Consider the following 15,870-nt stretch of genomic DNA (forward strand, 5'->3'; position numbering starts at 1 on the left):
ACATTTAGCTAGCAAACTTTTTTCTATCGAGTTGCCCTTTGACGTCGTAGGCTTTCTCTCCGTAGACGTAGGTTTCACAGACGGTGCGGTCATCTCCTAAGCTCATTAACACAAACAGCTTTTCTTCGAGCGTTTTCGCTTGGTTCATTCTAAAGCGCATCAATTGAGTAGCGTGTAAATCGAGCACAACAAAGTCGGCTTCTTTGCCTACTTCTAGGTTACCAATTTTGTCTTCAAGGTGAAGGGCACGCGCGCCGCCTAAAGTGGCAAGAAACAGTGATTTAAGTGGATGCAGCTTCTCTTGCTGCAGTTGCATGATTTTGTACGCTTCGCTCATGGTTTGCAGGATAGAGAAACTGGTGCCAGCGCCGACATCGGTGCCCATGCCAACTCTCACCCCATGGTCCTCAAGCTTAGGCAGCTTAAACAAACCGGATCCTAAAAATAGGTTTGAGGTCGGGCAAAAGGCTATCGCAGATTCGGTATCGGCTAACCTTTGGCATTCGCAATCGGACAGATGAATACCATGGGCGAACACAGAGCGCTTATGCAGTAGCCCGTAATGGTCATAAACATCTAAGTAGGAGTCTCGCTCTGGGAACAAGTCCATCACCCACTCTATTTCTTTTTTGTTTTCAGAAAGGTGAGTGTGCATGTACACATCAGGGTATTCTTCAAGCAGTTTACCGACAGTTGCGAGTTGTTCTGGGGTACTGGTTGGCGCAAATCGAGGGGTGACGGCATAGAGCAAGCGACCACGATTGTGCCATTTCTCGATAAGTTCTTTTGAGGCTTGGTAACCCGATTCAGGCGTATCCGTTAAATAATCCGGTGCATTGCGGTCCATCAGCACCTTACCAGCGATCATTCTTAGATTGCGTCGCTCGGCTTCGCCAAAGAATACGTCGACCGACTCCTTATGTACCGTACCAAAGACGAGGGCTGTGGTCGTGCCGTTGCTGGCCAGTTCGTCAAAAAACAACTTGGCTACTTTCAATGCATAGATCGGATTTTTAAAGCGGCGCTCTTCAGGGAAGGTGTAGTTCTCGAGCCAATCGAGCAACTGTTCTCCGTAGGAGGCGATCATCCCAGTTTGAGGATAGTGAATATGGGTGTCAATAAACCCTGAAGTGATGAGCTTATCTTCGTATTCTGTGATGTTGAGATCGTTTGTTTGGCGAGCAAGTACTTGCTCAGTTTCGCCGATATCAACAATGTGACCATCTTCGACGACGATCATCCCATCATCAAAGAATTGATAAGAGTTTTCCAATCCGACGTCTTTCGGATCAGCAATGCTGTGCAAAACGGCTGCACGATAAGCGTTACGTTGCGTTGTCATGATTACTTCCTTTTAAAACCCAATCATTACTGCGGTTGGGTTAGGCGATTTTCTCTTCCAATGGTGAATCGCTCATATGATTCGTTTTACTGTGTGCCGTAGGGCGTTTTTGTTCAAGTGGAATGCCCTGATAGTGTGCGATTAGTTCACCGGCAACCGATACGGCTATCTCTGCTGGGTGTTTGCCATTCACCATACTTACGCCAATAGGGCAAATCATAGTGTTGATTTGTGCATCACTGTAGCCGCGTTGGGCCAAGCGCATGTCGAATTTCTTCCGTTTCGTCAATGAGCCGATCATGCCGAAATAACAGCTATCTTCTCGGTCAATGATCGCTCTCGCCAAATCAAAATCGAGCTGATGGTTGTGCGTCATGACTAAGTAGTAGCTGTTTGGCGGTAGATCGCGCACTTCAGCAACGGGATCATCGCTCACTAGCTTGGTAACACCGCGGGGGAGGTCTTCGGGGAAAACGTCATCGCGCTCGTCTATCCAAGTGACTCTAAAATTCAAGGTAGAGACAATATGCAAAAGGGCTTTCGCGACATGACCTGCGCCAAACACCACTAAATGTTTTTGCGCGGTGCCAATAGGTTCAAAACTCAGGGTCGCCATTCCGCCACAACACTGGCCTAAACGGGCACCAAGATTAAAGCGCTCTACTTTCAGCGAGCGTTCACCTGCTATGAGCATCTCTCGCGCCATTTTGGTCGCCACATGCTCTAAGTGGCCTCCACCTATGGTTGCAACCAGTTTGTCGCGAGTGACCAGCATTTTGGTTCCAGCATCCCGCGGCACAGAGCCGCGGTCTTCCAATACTGTTACCATCACACAGGGTTCGCTGTTTTTTTCTAGTTGCGCGAGTTCATGAATCCAATTGTCCTTAAACATATGTCTCTCCTTGAATACGTCGCCTTTAAGCTTCCTGAGCGCTTGTCTGGGTACTTTGTTTTGGCTGAGTCACTTTGTGAATTGCCATCAATACCCGCTCGGGTGTTGCTGGTGTATCAAGCTTAGGAATCGCACCATCAACGGCAACCGATGCGATTGCATCTTTCAATGCGCTCCATACTGACATCCCCAGCATGAACGGGGGTTCACCAACTGCTTTAGAGTTAAACACCGTATCTTCCGGGTTGGCGCGGTTTTCCAGCAGGTGAGTGTGGAACTCAATTGGCATGTCAGCGATAGCCGGAATTTTGTAACTTGCAGGGCCATTGGTCATCAATCGGCCTTGTTCATTCCAAACCAGCTCTTCGGTGGTTAACCAGCCGACGCCTTGCAAGAAGCCACCTTCAATCTGGCCGATATCGATGGCTGGATTGAGCGATGCTCCGACGTCATGCAAAATGTCAGCACGCAAGATTTTGTACTCGCCAGTTAGGGTGTCGACGATCACTTCTGAGCACGATGCACCGTAGGCATAGTAGTAGAATGGGCGGCCGCGAGCCTTTTCATGGTCATAGTAAATCTTCGGGGTACGGTAGAAGCCCGTGCTCGATAGCGATACTTGGTTGAAGTACGCTAACTGAACAAAAGACTCGAACGTCATGATCTCATCGCGAATCATGATCATGCCGTTTTTAAACACCACCTCTTCAGGTGAGACTTTGAAGTGGCTAGAGGCAAAGTCAATCAGGCGCCGCTTAATGGTTAAAGCGGCGTTTTGGGCGGCTTTTCCGTTGAGGTCGGTGCCCGATGAGGCCGCGGTTGGCGATGTGTTCGGTACTTTGTCGGTATTGGTAGCGGTGATCTGGATACGTTCAACATCAACTTGAAACTCCTGTGCAACAATTTGTGCCACTTTGATATTCAAGCCTTGCCCCATTTCCGTACCACCATGGTTAAGGTGAATACTGCCATCGGTGTAGATGTGAATGAGGGCACCAGCCTGATTAAGGAAAGTCGCCGTGAAGGAAATACCAAATTTTACCGGAGTGATCGCTAACCCCTTTTTCAAGATAGGGCTTTGTTTGTTGAATTCGGCAATGGCTTTGCGACGAGCACGATAATCACTGCTTTGTTCAAGCTGTTCGGTAATTTCTGGCAAGAAGTTATCTTCAACCGTTTGGTAGTAGTGCGTGACGTTCCGTCCTTCACCACCATAGTAATTCGCTTTACGTACGTCGAGTGGATCTTTGCCAAGATAACGAGCAATTTCATCCATCACGTGTTCAATGGTCATCATGCCTTGTGGGCCGCCAAATCCGCGATAGGCGGTGTTCGACGCGGTGTTGGTTTTACAGCGGTGACCCGTGACGGTAGCATCGCCTAAGTAGTAGGCGTTATCCGAGTGAAACATGGCACGATCGACAATCGAGCTTGATAGATCGGGTGAGTAACCACAGTTACCAGCGACAATGATTTCTGAACCTTGGATCACCCCATTGTCGTCAAAGCCCACTTTATATTGGTTATAGAAAGGGTGGCGCTTACCCGTCATGGTCATGTCTTCTGCACGAGGTAGGCGCATCTTAGTCGGGCGTTTGGTTAAGTGGGCGATTACTGCCGCCATACACGCAGGTGCTGCGGCTTGCGTTTCTTTACCACCGAACCCTCCTCCCATGCGGCGCATATCGATCACCACTTTGTGCATAGGAACGCCGAGGACTTCAGCAACCAGTTTTTGCACTTCTGTTGGGTTTTGTGTTGAGGTGTAAACAATCATGCCACCGTCTTCTGTTGGCATCACGCTACTCACTTGGGTTTCTAAGTAGAAGTGCTCCTGACCGCCGATCTCTAAATCGCCTTCGATGATGTGTTTTGCATTCGCTAACGCGGTTGCAGAATCACCACGCTTTTGCTGGTGGCTCTCGGTAACAAATGATTCTTTAGCTAGTGCTTCTTTTACATCCAGAACGGGTGGCAGGGCTTCATATTCAACAATGGCGGCTTGCGCGGCTTTACGTGCGGTCTCCATATCGTTCGCTGCGACGGCTAAGATTGGCTGGCCGTAATATTGGACTACGCCATCAGCGAGCAGTGGGTCGCCCGGTAGGATAGCACCAATATCCAGTTGTCCTGGCACATCTTCATGGGTAATGGCTATCGCCACGCCTTGAAATTGATAACATGGTGTGACGTCAATCTTAGTGATTCTGGCGTGCGCTTGATTACTAAGGCGTGCGTAGACGTGCAATTGATTCGGGAACTCCAATCTATCGTCAATATAGACGGCTTCACCGGTAACCTGTTTTGGGGCGCTGTCATGCTTTACACTTTTGCCGACGCCAGTTTTCAGATCTTGTTTTACGATCGTCACCATTTCTTCGTGAGATAGGGTCTGATGGTGTGCGTTAGACATAAGACGTTACCCTCGTTTCAATCTGGTTGCTATGCTGCTGGTGCTCGATAAAGAAGCGGCGCAACATATTGGCTGCGGTCATTGAGCGATACTCTTTGCTTGCTCTAAAGTCAGACAGCGGTTCGAAATCGTTGCCAATCTCCTTCATCGCTTCATCGATATTGGCTTGAGTCCACTCTTTGCCAAGTAGGGCATTTTCACAACGTGTTGCGCGTTTAGGAGTGGCGGCCATGCCTCCAAAGGCAATGCGAGCGCTGATCACCTTGTTGTCTTCAATACCAATGTTAAGAGCTCCACATACGGCAGAAATGTCGTCGTCTAAACGTTTAGAGAGCTTGTAGGCTTTAAACGTGTCACTGCTTTTCGGCTTGGGAATAATGACTTGCTCGATAAACTCACTCTCTTTCTGAGCCGTGACCTTATAGCTGATGAAGTAATCTTCGATCGGCAGGATGCGAGTTTGCTTACCACGACGCAGTTTGACTTGCGCGTTGAGTGCAATGAGCAGTGGTGGCGCATCTCCAATTGGCGAGGCATTACCAATATTGCCGCCCAGTGTGCCTTGGTTACGGACTTGCAAAGAGGCGAAGCGGTGCAGGAGTTCACCAAAATCAGAGTAATGGCTGGTTAGCAATTGGTAGGCATCGCTAATCGCCACGTTGGCGCCAATATGCAGGGCATCTTCGCTCTCTTCACATACTTTCATGTCGTCAACAAGGTTAACGTTGATGAGGGTTTCAATTTCACGATGAAACTGAGTGACTTCAAGTGCTAAGTCGGTACCGCCTGCAACCAGTTTTGCGTTTGGATTGGCGCTGTAGAGTTCAGCGAGCTCTTCAACGCTACGTGGAAGATAGGCTGTCAGGTTTCCATAGCTCAAACTTGCGGGTTGTTCTTGAATGGCCTGTAGCCTTGTGATCGTCTGTTGCTCCAGCTCGACAAATTGATCCATCAGCGGTTCGTTAGACGTGAGAGACAAGGCCGCTTCAACGATCGGGCGGTAGCCTGTACAGCGGCAAAGGTTTCCTGCTAGAGACTCCATAACATCTTCTTTGTTTGCCGCAGGTTTGTTTTTGCTTAAGGCAAACATCGACATAATAAAACCCGGAGTACAGTAGCCACATTGAGAGCCGTGAAATTCAACCATGGCTTGTTGAGTGGGGTGCAGTTTCTGTTTGTTCTGCAAATCTTCAACGGTAATCAGTTGTTTGCCGTGAAGACTAGAAATGAACGTCAAACAAGAGTTAACCGAGCGGTAGTGTAGCTTTCCATCGCTTACTTCACCCAGTACCACAGTACAAGCGCCGCAATCACCTGAGCCACAGCCTTCTTTAGTACCTGTTTTTTGTACTTTTGTTCTCAGGTACTGAAGCACTGTCATATTTGGCGACAATTCGCTTTCTTGTTTGAGTTCTTGATTGAGTAGGAAAGTAATCAAGAGACCTCCTTGTGCATTGACACTATTGTTCCAATTATTTTTCTGACCTTGTGGTCAATAATTGGTTATTTTGACCACGAGGTCAACTTAAAATTTACACAATTGCAACATATGGGAAGGAGGGAAACAGCGGTTTATTGCGCTAATTTGACATTAACTTGTTGTTTTAAATTGATTTCCTATTCATCTTTTAGTGATGAATCTTTATATGAAGAAAGTTAATATTGTATTTCTTTTTGTATACAATGCCTAGGTTGGTTGCATTGATAATGCCGGAGGTTGAGCAAATGGAACGGGGCTGATATGAGTCTTGCCGGGCTGAGAGAGTTGGTGCTGTGAAGGAGAGATTAGCTTTTGCAGTTTAATGGAATGGAGCATCGCTGTATTACAATGCTCCCGGTTCGTGTTTGCTTAACGTCCGTTAATCAAATCAGAAAATACCACATGAAGATCGTTAGATGCCGAGGCGCTGTCTAAATTGAGCTTGGAACGAATATGATCGATATGGACACGCATCAATTCGACAGCCTGTTCGCTGTCACCTGCCTCAATTGCGTCGAGCAGCACTGTGTGTTCGTCAAGTGAGCAATTGGCATGATTACCCGTTTCGTACTGTGCGATCAGCAACGATGTCTGAGACACTAAGCTACGTTGGAAGGCAAGCAATGGCGCGTTATTCGCTATTTCTGCGAGCTTTATATGAAACTCACCTGATAAGCGCAAGCCTTTGCCATAGTCGCCATTATCAAACGCTTGATTCTCTTTCTCGACCAATTTCCGGCACTCTTCAAGGGCGGCTGGTGTCGCGTGTTCAACGGCAAGCTCTGTAATGGCGAGTTCCATCACTTCACGCGCTTTGATGATCTGTTTGGCTTCTTCCTTGGTAGGAGCTGAGACCATGGCACCACGATTTGGCCGGATGCTGACAACTTGTTCCATCGAGAGACGCAACAATGCGCGGCGGATTATGGTGCGACTTACTGAAAAGATTTCCGCGAGCGCTTCTTCATTGAGCTTAGTCGCAGGTGGTAGGCGTTGTTCCAAGATGGCATCAAAAATATGGCAATAAACCACGTCATCTTGGGTTTGTCCGGCGACTTTCGTTTTAATATTTTTCGCCACAGAATTTTTGAGATTTGCCATAGCAGGGCTTAATCCTCAACCTATTTATTTCCCTAATAAAACAATCATACTTTACTTTGTATACACGTGACTAGATAAGGGGCGAAATTGCGACCCTAAACATGCTGTTCAAGGTCGCGTGTTGGTGTCAAAAGTTAACAGCGGAATTTACTGATGTTTTGATGGAGGTGGACCGCGTTTTGCGCGATGGTTTCACTGGCAATGGCTGACTGTTTGGTCTCTAGCGCGGTTTCATCAGCCAACGTCTTGATACTAATGAGGTTGTTGTCTAAATCTTGCGTCACCGTAGATTGTTGCTCAGCAGCGGCTGCGATCTGCAGGTTGAGATCTGCAATTTGATTAACTGACTCAGCAGCCAATGAGAAGGTATTGGCCGATTCACTGCTTTTAGACAAGCACAACTGAGCGGTATCAGTGCCTTTCTTCATGCTGGTCACAGCATTTTTTGCCTCTGACTGTAAGCGTTCTACAAGCTGTTGAATATCGACGGTTGCGTCTTGGGTCCGTTTGGCTAATGAACGGACTTCGTCGGCGACAACAGCAAATCCACGACCTGTTTCTCCAGCGCGAGCAGCTTCGATAGCCGCGTTAAGCGCCAGTAAGTTGGTCTGCTCTGCAATACCTTGAATCGATTCGAGAACTTGGCCGATATTGTTAGTTTCAGAGACCAGGTTTTCTATCACGTCAGAAGAGCTGGTGACTTCATTGGCCAATTCTTGGATAACTTGCTGTGTTGCAATGGCTTCTTTATGGCCTTCAAGAACATTCTTCTTCACTTGATCGGTGACAGAGGAGGCATTCGCTGTGTTATTTGCGACCTCTTGTGTCGTCATGTTCATCTGGTTAATTGCTGTCGCTACTTGCTCGATGTCTAAGCGCTGTTTTTCCACATTCTGCAGCGTTTTTTGCAATGATGTTGAGGTCATGGAAGATGAGTTTTGCAGCTCTTCTGCTTTTGAGTTGATTTGAACAATCATGCTGCTCAGTACTGACAAGAATTTGTTAAATGAGCGCGCAACCGTCCCGGTTTCATCTCTGGAATGAGTTTCAAGTTTCACCGTAAGGTCACCATCACCATTCGCGACTTGGTCCAACCTTTCTATCAAGTTGAGTATTGGCGAGCGGATTGAGCGAGTCACTAAAATCGGTAGTGCAATTCCAATGATGAGTGCAATCACTGCGATAATGGTCATCCACTTTATCGCCGCTTTTTCGTCGGCTTCGGCTTGGAGTGCACTATTTAGTGTGAAATCTTGGACGCGATCGAGTATCGAGATCAGCGCCTGATCCAGCTCATCCTCGTGGGCTTCCACTTGGTGGGATACCTTGAGCATTTTTTCTATGTCGCCGTTAGAGCCATAATCCATGACCTGGTCGACTTCAGAGATTAACGTGCTGTATGAGGCTTCGACTATTTTCAGGTCGGCTAGCAGTTGAGTAAACTCTTGCTTAGCGAGGTCTGAGTGCAGTAGAGGAATCGCCTGCTCTATAAAAGCTTCGACTTCGATGATCTCTTTCTCGACTTTGACGGTCAGGTCATGCACTTTCACTTTGGCTTGTTCGAAGGCTTGCTTGTTTTCTAGCCCTTGGTCAACACGAATTGCTTTAATCAAGGCACGTTCGAAATAAATGGCTTGTTCAAGCTGATGCTCGGTTACGAGCGTTAATTTCTTGGTGAGAGGAATATCTTCTTCTGCAATATCGATTAGCTCATTACCAATTTTGTTCATTTGGTAAAGCGCAAAACCGCCTAAAATCGCCATGGCAACAAGTTGGCAAAAGCCAAGAAGATAGACCTTCTGAGCGATGGTCAGTTTGGATAGCATGTAGCATTTCCTTTTATTGTAATAATTTGCAACATTTATTTACACACTTTCTAACAACGAAGCAAATGGTGTGCCACAGAAAAACACTTAAAAATCAAGGAATTTGATCTTAGACAACAAGATTCATGGCAAGTATTTCATATATGATTTGCATAATGCGAATGGGTTGCATTATGCAAGGCAATCGTTTGTGCAGTTTTAAGTCGCAAGGCGGTTAACGCTATTGTGATCAACCATTAACAGATGGTCGTTCGATAGGTCATGCGCTCAGTACTTTAACTGGATAAATGTGCGTAAAGGCTTTGAGGTGTTTTCCTTAGCCAAGTAGCTTTATACGGAGTGGCAACAGTAACTATCCTAGCGTGACATTGCGCCAAGACTGAGCCTAGTTAGGCAAATCTGTTCAGCCAGTAAGGCCAAAAAAAGCCCGCTAAATTAGCGGGCTTAATTAATATTGATGTGAGAAATTACACTGTAAATCGGTCAACCAACTCATACAGTTCATTGGCTCTATGGTTGAGCTCTTGGCTGCCTGCTCGGTTTTCATTCGCAAGCTCAGCGGATTGGGAGCTTTGGTCGGAAATCACCACAATACGTTCTGAAATTTCTTGACCCACTAGGCTTTGTTCTTCAGTTGCCGTCGCGATCAAAGAGTTCATATCCATAATGGTGCCAATGGATTCTTGAATTTGAATCAGCGCTTGTGCAGCGGCATTCGCTTCGTCCACTGTGCTAGCCCCACGTTTTTGGCTCGACTCCATGGCTTTAACGGCATCATCGGATGCGGCTTTCAGCTGTTCGATCATTTGGTGGATTTCGCCGGTACTGTCTTGGGTGCGGCTCGCCAGTTTGCGTACTTCATCAGCTACAACCGCAAAACCTCGGCCTTGTTCACCTGCACGTGCCGCCTCGATAGCAGCGTTGAGCGCTAACAGGTTAGTTTGCTCCGCTATGTCTTGGATCACTTCAAGTGAAGAGGAAATGTTCTGTACATCACCTTCTAGGCGAGAGATAACATTGTTGGCTTGCGACACTTCTTCTGCCAAAGCCTCAACAGAGTGGGCTGCGGAGTTAACGATATTCTGCGCTTCTTTGGCGTTATCGTCTGCTTCTTTGGCCGATTGAGCTGCTTGACTTGCATTACTGGATATTTCGGTTGCCGTCGTGGTCATCTCCGTCATTGCGGTCGCAACTTGTTCGGTTTCTTCACGTTGACCTGAGGCCAGTTCATCCACTTTTGCCGCGCGATGAGACATGTTCGTTGTTTCAGAAACAACTTGTTGACCCACATCACTCACGCTGCGGATGATTGCCTGCAAACTAGCGACAAAGGCATTAAAGTTTTCACTTAACTTGGCAAACTCAGGTGCTTTAAATGCCTCCATACGTGCAGTTAAGTCGGCATCTCCACTGGCGAATGAGCGAATTGAGTCATCGAACATTTCGAGTGGCTTCATGATGGTGCGGTTAATAGCAACGGCAAAAATTGCCACGATCACCGCTATAACAAGACAGAAAACGATGATAGCGGATAGTGTGGTTTGCAACGCGCTATTGGTTGCTTCTTCCATATCAGCAATGATGGCGTCGATGTCGTCGGTATAAAAACCGGTTCCCAACATCAAGTCCCACTCAGGAATGAAGATAGAGTAACTCAGCTTAGGTAGCGCTTGAGTTTCTCCCGGCTTCGGGAAGTAATAGGTGGTAAACTCCCCCGTTTTTGCGTTTCGGATCAGGTCTTGAATCAGGTAGTTGCCTTGTTTGTCTTGCAAGTTCCAGTAGTTGTTACCGATACCGGCTTCGCTTTTACCTTGGACTCGGCGTATACCCTTTGAATCATAACCAAACACATAGCCTGTTTTCCCGTATTCCAGAGTCATGAGCGTCGGGTACGCTTCTTCTAGGGTTGCCCCTTTATCTAAGAAAGGCTGAATCGCAGACTTGGCCATTTGCAGATAGTTTTTAAGCTCGGCCTTTTTCATGTTCATCATGTTGCTACGAGTGATTTCTATCTGCTGGTTGTTCAGCTCAGTGGTTTTCATGTAGGTAAAACTAAGCATGCCCAGTGCGATAACGAGTAGCGGAACAAGCGCTAAAATGTAGAGGCGGTTCTTTATTGTTAGACTCATACAAACATCCTGATTTCGTTGGTCTTTAGACGGCACTTATTGTTGTGCGCCGTTCGATATGGTGGTTGTAATAGGTGGTACTCTCTTCAACCTTAAGTTTATACAGTAAGATTAGCTAATTTATCGGCTGATGAATGTGAATCTTGATAGGTAAATAGAGGTTGATGCATTAGACATTGGTCCAATTCTAGCGAGAGCATTGTCCGTTACTGCATTTACTCTTACCTGTCAGCCATTTAGATATGGTGTAACGGTTGATAGCAAAGCGCATATAGGCCCAGTCAGCGACAGGTTTGAACAGGGGCCAGCGAAGGGGGGCGTATAACCAGCCTTTACCGACTAAATGCCAAGCGTAGTAAGTAACGTCGAGCCCGAGTATGAGCTGGTTGTCTTTTTTGTAGCCATGCAGGATGGTTGAAGCTTTGGTTGGATCGATTTCAGGATAGGCAGCAAAGGATTCGCTGTGTATATCGACAATACAGATCGCATTTTGGTCGTCGTGGTTTTTGAGTGCCTGCATCTCTTTTACGCAGAGAGGGCAGGTTCCGTCGTAGAAAATCGTCAATAAAGTCATGGTGTTCCTTTTTTGCTTGTTTCTACGACGGTCGCAGATTATTGATCAGCTTCAGCCGTTTTAAGGTAGCGATGCCAGTTCTCGCTGATGGCCTGATATTGATAGACACAGAAATCTTTGCGTTCTGCTAGATAATCGTTTTCCACCTCATCAAGCAAGGCTTTGTGCTTGTCAGGATCGCTTCCATACACTAGGCACAATGTAGAGAAGTAGCGTTGTAAATCGAAGCTATGTTCGTCAATGTACTCGCCAAAATCATAATAATCAGGTCTATCGTCTGACTCAAAGGCAAACATATCAGCTGCGCTTATGGCGGCATCGTCACCATTCTCAACGTACTCAATCATTAACACTGCCGCGAGATTATCGACCGCATCTTCTTCTTTACCCAAAATCGGAATGTTTTGGTCGGCGATGTAGGCATGACCCGCCTCATGGATCAAGGTGTGTAGCACAGTATCAATCGCGCCAAGCTGTGCTGATTTGCCATATTTTTCATCATATTTGTTCTTCTTAAAGTAGCTTAACGCTTCCCCGTAGAAGGAATACGGCATCTGAACAAGGTGCTTTTCTGGGTCGTACAAAGGTCCATCGTCGCTGCCGTACTCAATGATAAGTGGCTTGGAGAAAGGCATTAAGGATTCCGCTAAATCGACGAGAGTGTCATTGACGCCACTTTGTTGGATCTGGGTTAAGTACTGTGCATGCGTTTTATCGATCGGATCTAGGTAACGGACTGAGACATTATCGGCAGCAGCGTATGCATTAGTGGCCGCAGCCATCGCGCACAGCAATATAGAGCGAGCAATCATAGTTGGTCCTTATTATTATTTTGTACAGATAGATTCACCTTATACTGACACAATTGCGTCAATATTGCTTATAGTCTGCGAGCAGAAGGAGATGAGATATGATGAATTTTCCATTACTCAAGTAACCTAGAGTGGCTCGGGCGCGGTTTAGTTTGAACGTCTAAACAACGCCACGAAAAAAGTTCCGTGGCAAGTCGAATGAATATTAGGAATTTGTCATGACAGAGAAACATTGGTCTAAATTTCAGTTGCTGCATCAGGTAGTAAGCAATAAAAACATCCATATCAAAGGCACGCACAGTTACTACAGCGATTGCTGGGACAATGGTTTTGAGCAGAGTGTAGTACGCTACTTACATGGCGATGAAATCAGCCGCGATTGGCAACCACGTTGGCCGATTGATCAGCTCTATATTGGTGACTACGTCTGTATCGCGGCAGAAGCTGTGATCTTGATGGGAGGCAACCACAACCATAGAGTAGATTGGTTTTGCTTGTACCCTTTCCTTGATGATGTTGAGCGCTCTTATCAAAGCAAAGGCGATACCGTTATTGGTGATGGTGCTTGGATAGGGATGCGCGCCATGGTGATGCCGGGAGTGACGATTGGTGAAGGTGCGGTGATCGCAGCGAATAGTGTTGTCACGAAAAATGTTGAGCCATACGCCGTGGTTGGAGGTAATCCCGCAAGGTTAATCAAGTATCGATTTGAGCAGGCGCACCGAGAGGCGCTGTTGGCATTGAAGATTTATGACTGGCCAGAAGCAAAGTTTGCGGCATTGCGATGCTATTTAGCACAGGATGATATCGACGTGCTTTCTCACGCGGTGCATGAATACGACCAACGAGGCTAATCTCGATTATCATTAGGGCGGTGAGTTTACCTATGGTACACTCGCCGCCCTTTTCTGTTTCAGTGAGAATAAACCATGAGCCTTAAGAAAGAACTGCAAAACCTTCATAACCGTATTGATACATGTAAGCGCAAACTGGATGCTGCAAAAGGCCGTGGTGATCAGGAAATGATTTCAAAGTTTACTGATGAAATTGAAAAGTTGACCAAAAAAGCCAGCTCAGTCAAACACAAGCAGCAATACGACATGAACAAAGAGCGTAAGAGCTTGCAGGACATGCCATTTTCTCGCGAGATCACTAAAGCTGAGCAAGCAGATATGGGCAAACTTAAGAAGTCTGTGAAAGGGTTAGTTGTTGTTCACCCAATGACGAAGCTGGGTAAAGAATTACGTCTAGAAGTGATGACAGGTTACGCACCGAAAAAGTTCTAATCACGAGACTAAGACAATAAAAAAGCGCCTTTCGGCGCTTTTTTGCTATCTGGGCTTAGCCCATAAACCATGAGACGAAAATCAGTGCACCGAACAGGAAAGCACTTGAAAGCGCGGCTGTGCCTCCTCCGGCAGTATAGGTAGTTTCTAAGTTCGGCAATGGAAAATCAGGCTGACGTACTTTACGCACCATCAAAATTGGCCCCCAAACGGCTAAAAACACCAACACCATCCCCGCATAATCCAACATACTGACAAACTGGTTTGAAAACAGCGCTGCTAGTGCCAATGGTAAAACGAAGGTCAACACATAGGTGTTCGCTTTGTTGCTCGACAGCGCATCTTTGTTTTGATCATACAGCGCCATAGAAACACCTAGGAATGAAGTAATTAAGGCCAGCGAAGAGAACACCGCGACAATCAATTTTAGATCGGATTGCTGATCGCTAAATGCATTGATTAGCTCCGATATGCTATGCAAGCGTGCAATTGCGTCGGTACCCAGATTTCCGATGATGGCAAACAGCCAAGTGATGTAGCAAATCAGTGGAATCAAGGAGCCGAGAAGAATCATATTGCGGATTTCACCTTGACTTGCCCCACGGTTGTAATCGACCAATGACGGAATGACGACCATAGAAGCAAAGCTCGTGAAGATAATGGCACTGTATTTGACAATAGTGTTGACGGAGTAGTCAGACTCTTGAGTAATAAAATCGAGGTGAATATTGCTCATGAGCGACACGATCACAATAAATAAGGTCCCAACCATGATAAAAAACAGACCGCGATTGAGCTTATCGACATACGCTTTCCCGGCCACGACAATCAAACCGACCAAAAGACTGAACAGGCTGTAACTTGAAATTGCTGAGATCTCTACACCAACATTGGCTAAGAGGCGGCTAATAATGTCGCCAATACCGAGTAGATAGGCGATAGCCATACAGATTAACAATAGATAGAACAGAGCGTTGATGATGCGCTGGCCGTTTTTTCCTAATGTCATTAAGGCAACGCTACTCATGCTATTACTGTCTTTAGTCTTACTGCATGCTTCAGCTAATAATAGGGCTGAGTATGTGGTGCCAATAAAGATCACTAGCATCAATAATGAGCTGATGATGAAACCAAATTGAGCCAATACCATGGGGATGGCAAGCATACCTGCTCCCAAAGCGGTGCCTGCAAGTATCAATGCACTACCAAATAACTTCATATTCAAAAGAAAATACCCCTAGAAAAATTAACTGTGCGTCAAGTTGTACAAAATTGTTTCCACTAGACTAACAAAGTGAACAGTTACTCGGGGTGGAGCTGATGTAGGACTTTTTTGATTTTTGCTGTAAGCAATGAGAAAGGTGCGAGCTGAGCGATGTTTTATCACTGAAGGCATCGCGTTCTGTATAGGAATTTGCTACGCGGATAAGTAACAATTCAACGGGTTGCACTTTAAGTGCTATGGCTTTTCTCGTTTACACAAGTGATCTTTTATAAAACTAAGTTCTTATTTGATTGGCGCTGAATTTGATAAAAGTCAATCTAAAGATAGGGCTAGAGGCGTAATTTTGACCGCACTTATTCGTTAGAAGGAATTACTAGAATGGTGTTTAAACATTATCTCAGAGAGTTATTGGGCTTAGCGATTGTTGTTTCTGTCATCTGTGGAATGTTGAGTCTCTTACTGGATTTTTGCGCCCTTGCCGCGTTGTTCGACCATCATGACAAAATTGCCGACCTCTTTTTTCATGAATCTTTTTACCTTACCGCTTTCTTGATCCCTCCCTATTTTTTGTGGAAAGCGATTAATCAACCTGAGTTAGTTGCCGCGACTCAAGACTATCAAGCACAAAAACTTCAGATGGAGCGGTAAGGAGCCGCAGCTTGGTTAATAGCGCTACTCTATGCTGTGAAGCGAGGTAGCCTTCTTTGCGACACACCCAATACAAAACAGCCTGACGAGTTTCCTCGTCAGGCTTTCTGGCGTCTTGCTACTTCTCAAGGGCAAATCAATC

General features: G+C 46.3%; 13 protein-coding genes. 3 read left to right on the forward strand and 10 right to left on the reverse strand.

Annotation, left to right across the window (positions count from 1 at the left end):
* Window positions 1-4: 4 nt before the first annotated feature.
* The 9 genes from guaD to RH45_RS16430 all read right to left on the reverse strand — a co-directional run bounded on the left by guaD (window position 5) and on the right by RH45_RS16430 (window position 12,569).
* The gene (gene guaD, locus RH45_RS16390) at window positions 5-1,342 is read right to left on the reverse strand and encodes a guanine deaminase (RefSeq protein ID WP_008079198.1); all 1,338 of its coding nucleotides are present in this window, start codon (window positions 1,340-1,342) and stop codon (window positions 5-7) included.
* 40 nt (window positions 1,343-1,382) lie between these two features.
* The gene (gene xdhC / locus RH45_RS16395) at window positions 1,383-2,234 is read right to left on the reverse strand and encodes a xanthine dehydrogenase accessory protein XdhC (protein WP_008079199.1); all 852 of its coding nucleotides are present in this window, start codon (window positions 2,232-2,234) and stop codon (window positions 1,383-1,385) included.
* A 25-nt stretch (window positions 2,235-2,259) separates the two neighbouring features.
* A complete protein-coding gene (xdhB, locus tag RH45_RS16400) occupies window positions 2,260-4,647 on the reverse strand; it encodes a xanthine dehydrogenase molybdopterin binding subunit (RefSeq protein WP_008079201.1) in 2,388 nt (795 codons plus the stop codon).
* Window positions 4,640-6,085, reverse strand: a complete 1,446-nt coding sequence (gene xdhA, locus RH45_RS16405; RefSeq protein WP_008079202.1) for a xanthine dehydrogenase small subunit — start codon at window positions 6,083-6,085, stop codon at window positions 4,640-4,642. Before xdhA ends, xdhB begins: the two co-directional genes overlap by 8 nt.
* Window positions 6,086-6,496: 411 nt before the next feature.
* Window positions 6,497-7,228 carry a GntR family transcriptional regulator gene (locus RH45_RS16410; protein ID WP_008079205.1) on the reverse strand — a complete coding sequence of 244 codons (732 nt, stop codon included), beginning with the start codon at window positions 7,226-7,228 and terminating at the stop codon, window positions 6,497-6,499.
* 134 nt (window positions 7,229-7,362) lie between these two features.
* Window positions 7,363-9,054 (reverse strand): methyl-accepting chemotaxis protein, encoded by a 1,692-nt coding sequence (locus RH45_RS16415; protein WP_008079207.1) that lies wholly within the window; start codon window positions 9,052-9,054, stop codon window positions 7,363-7,365.
* A gap of 467 nt (window positions 9,055-9,521) precedes the next feature.
* Window positions 9,522-11,183 (reverse strand): methyl-accepting chemotaxis protein, encoded by a 1,662-nt coding sequence (locus tag RH45_RS16420; RefSeq protein WP_008079208.1) that lies wholly within the window; start codon window positions 11,181-11,183, stop codon window positions 9,522-9,524.
* A 187-nt stretch (window positions 11,184-11,370) separates the two neighbouring features.
* Complete coding sequence (locus RH45_RS16425) at window positions 11,371-11,757, reverse strand: thiol-disulfide oxidoreductase DCC family protein (protein WP_008079209.1); 387 nt, start codon at window positions 11,755-11,757, stop codon at window positions 11,371-11,373.
* A 38-nt stretch (window positions 11,758-11,795) separates the two neighbouring features.
* Window positions 11,796-12,569 carry a DUF4344 domain-containing metallopeptidase gene (locus RH45_RS16430; RefSeq protein WP_008079210.1) on the reverse strand — a complete coding sequence of 258 codons (774 nt, stop codon included), beginning with the start codon at window positions 12,567-12,569 and terminating at the stop codon, window positions 11,796-11,798.
* A 218-nt stretch (window positions 12,570-12,787) separates the two neighbouring features.
* Here RH45_RS16430 and RH45_RS16435 point away from each other — a divergent pair, with 218 nt between their 5' ends.
* Complete coding sequence (locus RH45_RS16435; protein WP_008079211.1) at window positions 12,788-13,423, forward strand: CatB-related O-acetyltransferase; 636 nt, start codon at window positions 12,788-12,790, stop codon at window positions 13,421-13,423.
* Window positions 13,424-13,498: 75 nt separating this feature from the next.
* A complete protein-coding gene (locus RH45_RS16440) occupies window positions 13,499-13,855 on the forward strand; it encodes a YibL family ribosome-associated protein (RefSeq protein ID WP_008079212.1) in 357 nt (118 codons plus the stop codon).
* 55 nt (window positions 13,856-13,910) lie between these two features.
* On the opposite strand, the gene RH45_RS16445 is transcribed toward RH45_RS16440, so the two are convergent.
* On the reverse strand, window positions 13,911-15,074 hold the full coding sequence (locus RH45_RS16445; protein WP_008079213.1) for an amino acid permease: 1,164 nt from the start codon (window positions 15,072-15,074) through the stop codon (window positions 13,911-13,913).
* Between the two features lie 384 nt (window positions 15,075-15,458).
* On the opposite strand from RH45_RS16445, the gene RH45_RS16450 reads away from it, so the two are divergent.
* A complete protein-coding gene (locus RH45_RS16450) occupies window positions 15,459-15,728 on the forward strand; it encodes a hypothetical protein (protein WP_008079214.1) in 270 nt (89 codons plus the stop codon).
* Window positions 15,729-15,870: the final 142 nt, after the last annotated feature.

The sequence above is a fragment of the Vibrio sinaloensis DSM 21326 genome (assembly GCF_000189275.1).
Classification (GTDB): domain Bacteria; phylum Pseudomonadota; class Gammaproteobacteria; order Enterobacterales; family Vibrionaceae; genus Vibrio; species Vibrio sinaloensis.

What these genes read in the sequence shown, in the direction of transcription:
- guaD (WP_008079198.1), bottom strand. Translation starts at nt 1,342, where the DNA reads ATGACAACGCAACGTAACGCTTATCGTGCAGCCGTTTTGCACAGCATT.
- xdhC (WP_008079199.1), bottom strand. Translation starts at nt 2,234, where the DNA reads ATGTTTAAGGACAATTGGATTCATGAACTCGCGCAACTAGAAAAAAAC.
- xdhB (WP_008079201.1), bottom strand. Translation starts at nt 4,647, where the DNA reads ATGTCTAACGCACACCATCAGACCCTATCTCACGAAGAAATGGTGACG.
- RH45_RS16410 (WP_008079205.1), bottom strand. Translation starts at nt 7,228, where the DNA reads ATGGCAAATCTCAAAAATTCTGTGGCGAAAAATATTAAAACGAAAGTC.
- RH45_RS16415 (WP_008079207.1), bottom strand. Translation starts at nt 9,054, where the DNA reads ATGCTATCCAAACTGACCATCGCTCAGAAGGTCTATCTTCTTGGCTTT.
- RH45_RS16420 (WP_008079208.1), bottom strand. Translation starts at nt 11,183, where the DNA reads ATGAGTCTAACAATAAAGAACCGCCTCTACATTTTAGCGCTTGTTCCG.
- RH45_RS16425 (WP_008079209.1), bottom strand. Translation starts at nt 11,757, where the DNA reads ATGACTTTATTGACGATTTTCTACGACGGAACCTGCCCTCTCTGCGTA.
- RH45_RS16430 (WP_008079210.1), bottom strand. Translation starts at nt 12,569, where the DNA reads ATGATTGCTCGCTCTATATTGCTGTGCGCGATGGCTGCGGCCACTAAT.
- RH45_RS16435 (WP_008079211.1), top strand. Translation starts at nt 12,788, where the DNA reads ATGACAGAGAAACATTGGTCTAAATTTCAGTTGCTGCATCAGGTAGTA.
- RH45_RS16440 (WP_008079212.1), top strand. Translation starts at nt 13,499, where the DNA reads ATGAGCCTTAAGAAAGAACTGCAAAACCTTCATAACCGTATTGATACA.
- RH45_RS16445 (WP_008079213.1), bottom strand. Translation starts at nt 15,074, where the DNA reads ATGAAGTTATTTGGTAGTGCATTGATACTTGCAGGCACCGCTTTGGGA.
- RH45_RS16450 (WP_008079214.1), top strand. Translation starts at nt 15,459, where the DNA reads ATGGTGTTTAAACATTATCTCAGAGAGTTATTGGGCTTAGCGATTGTT.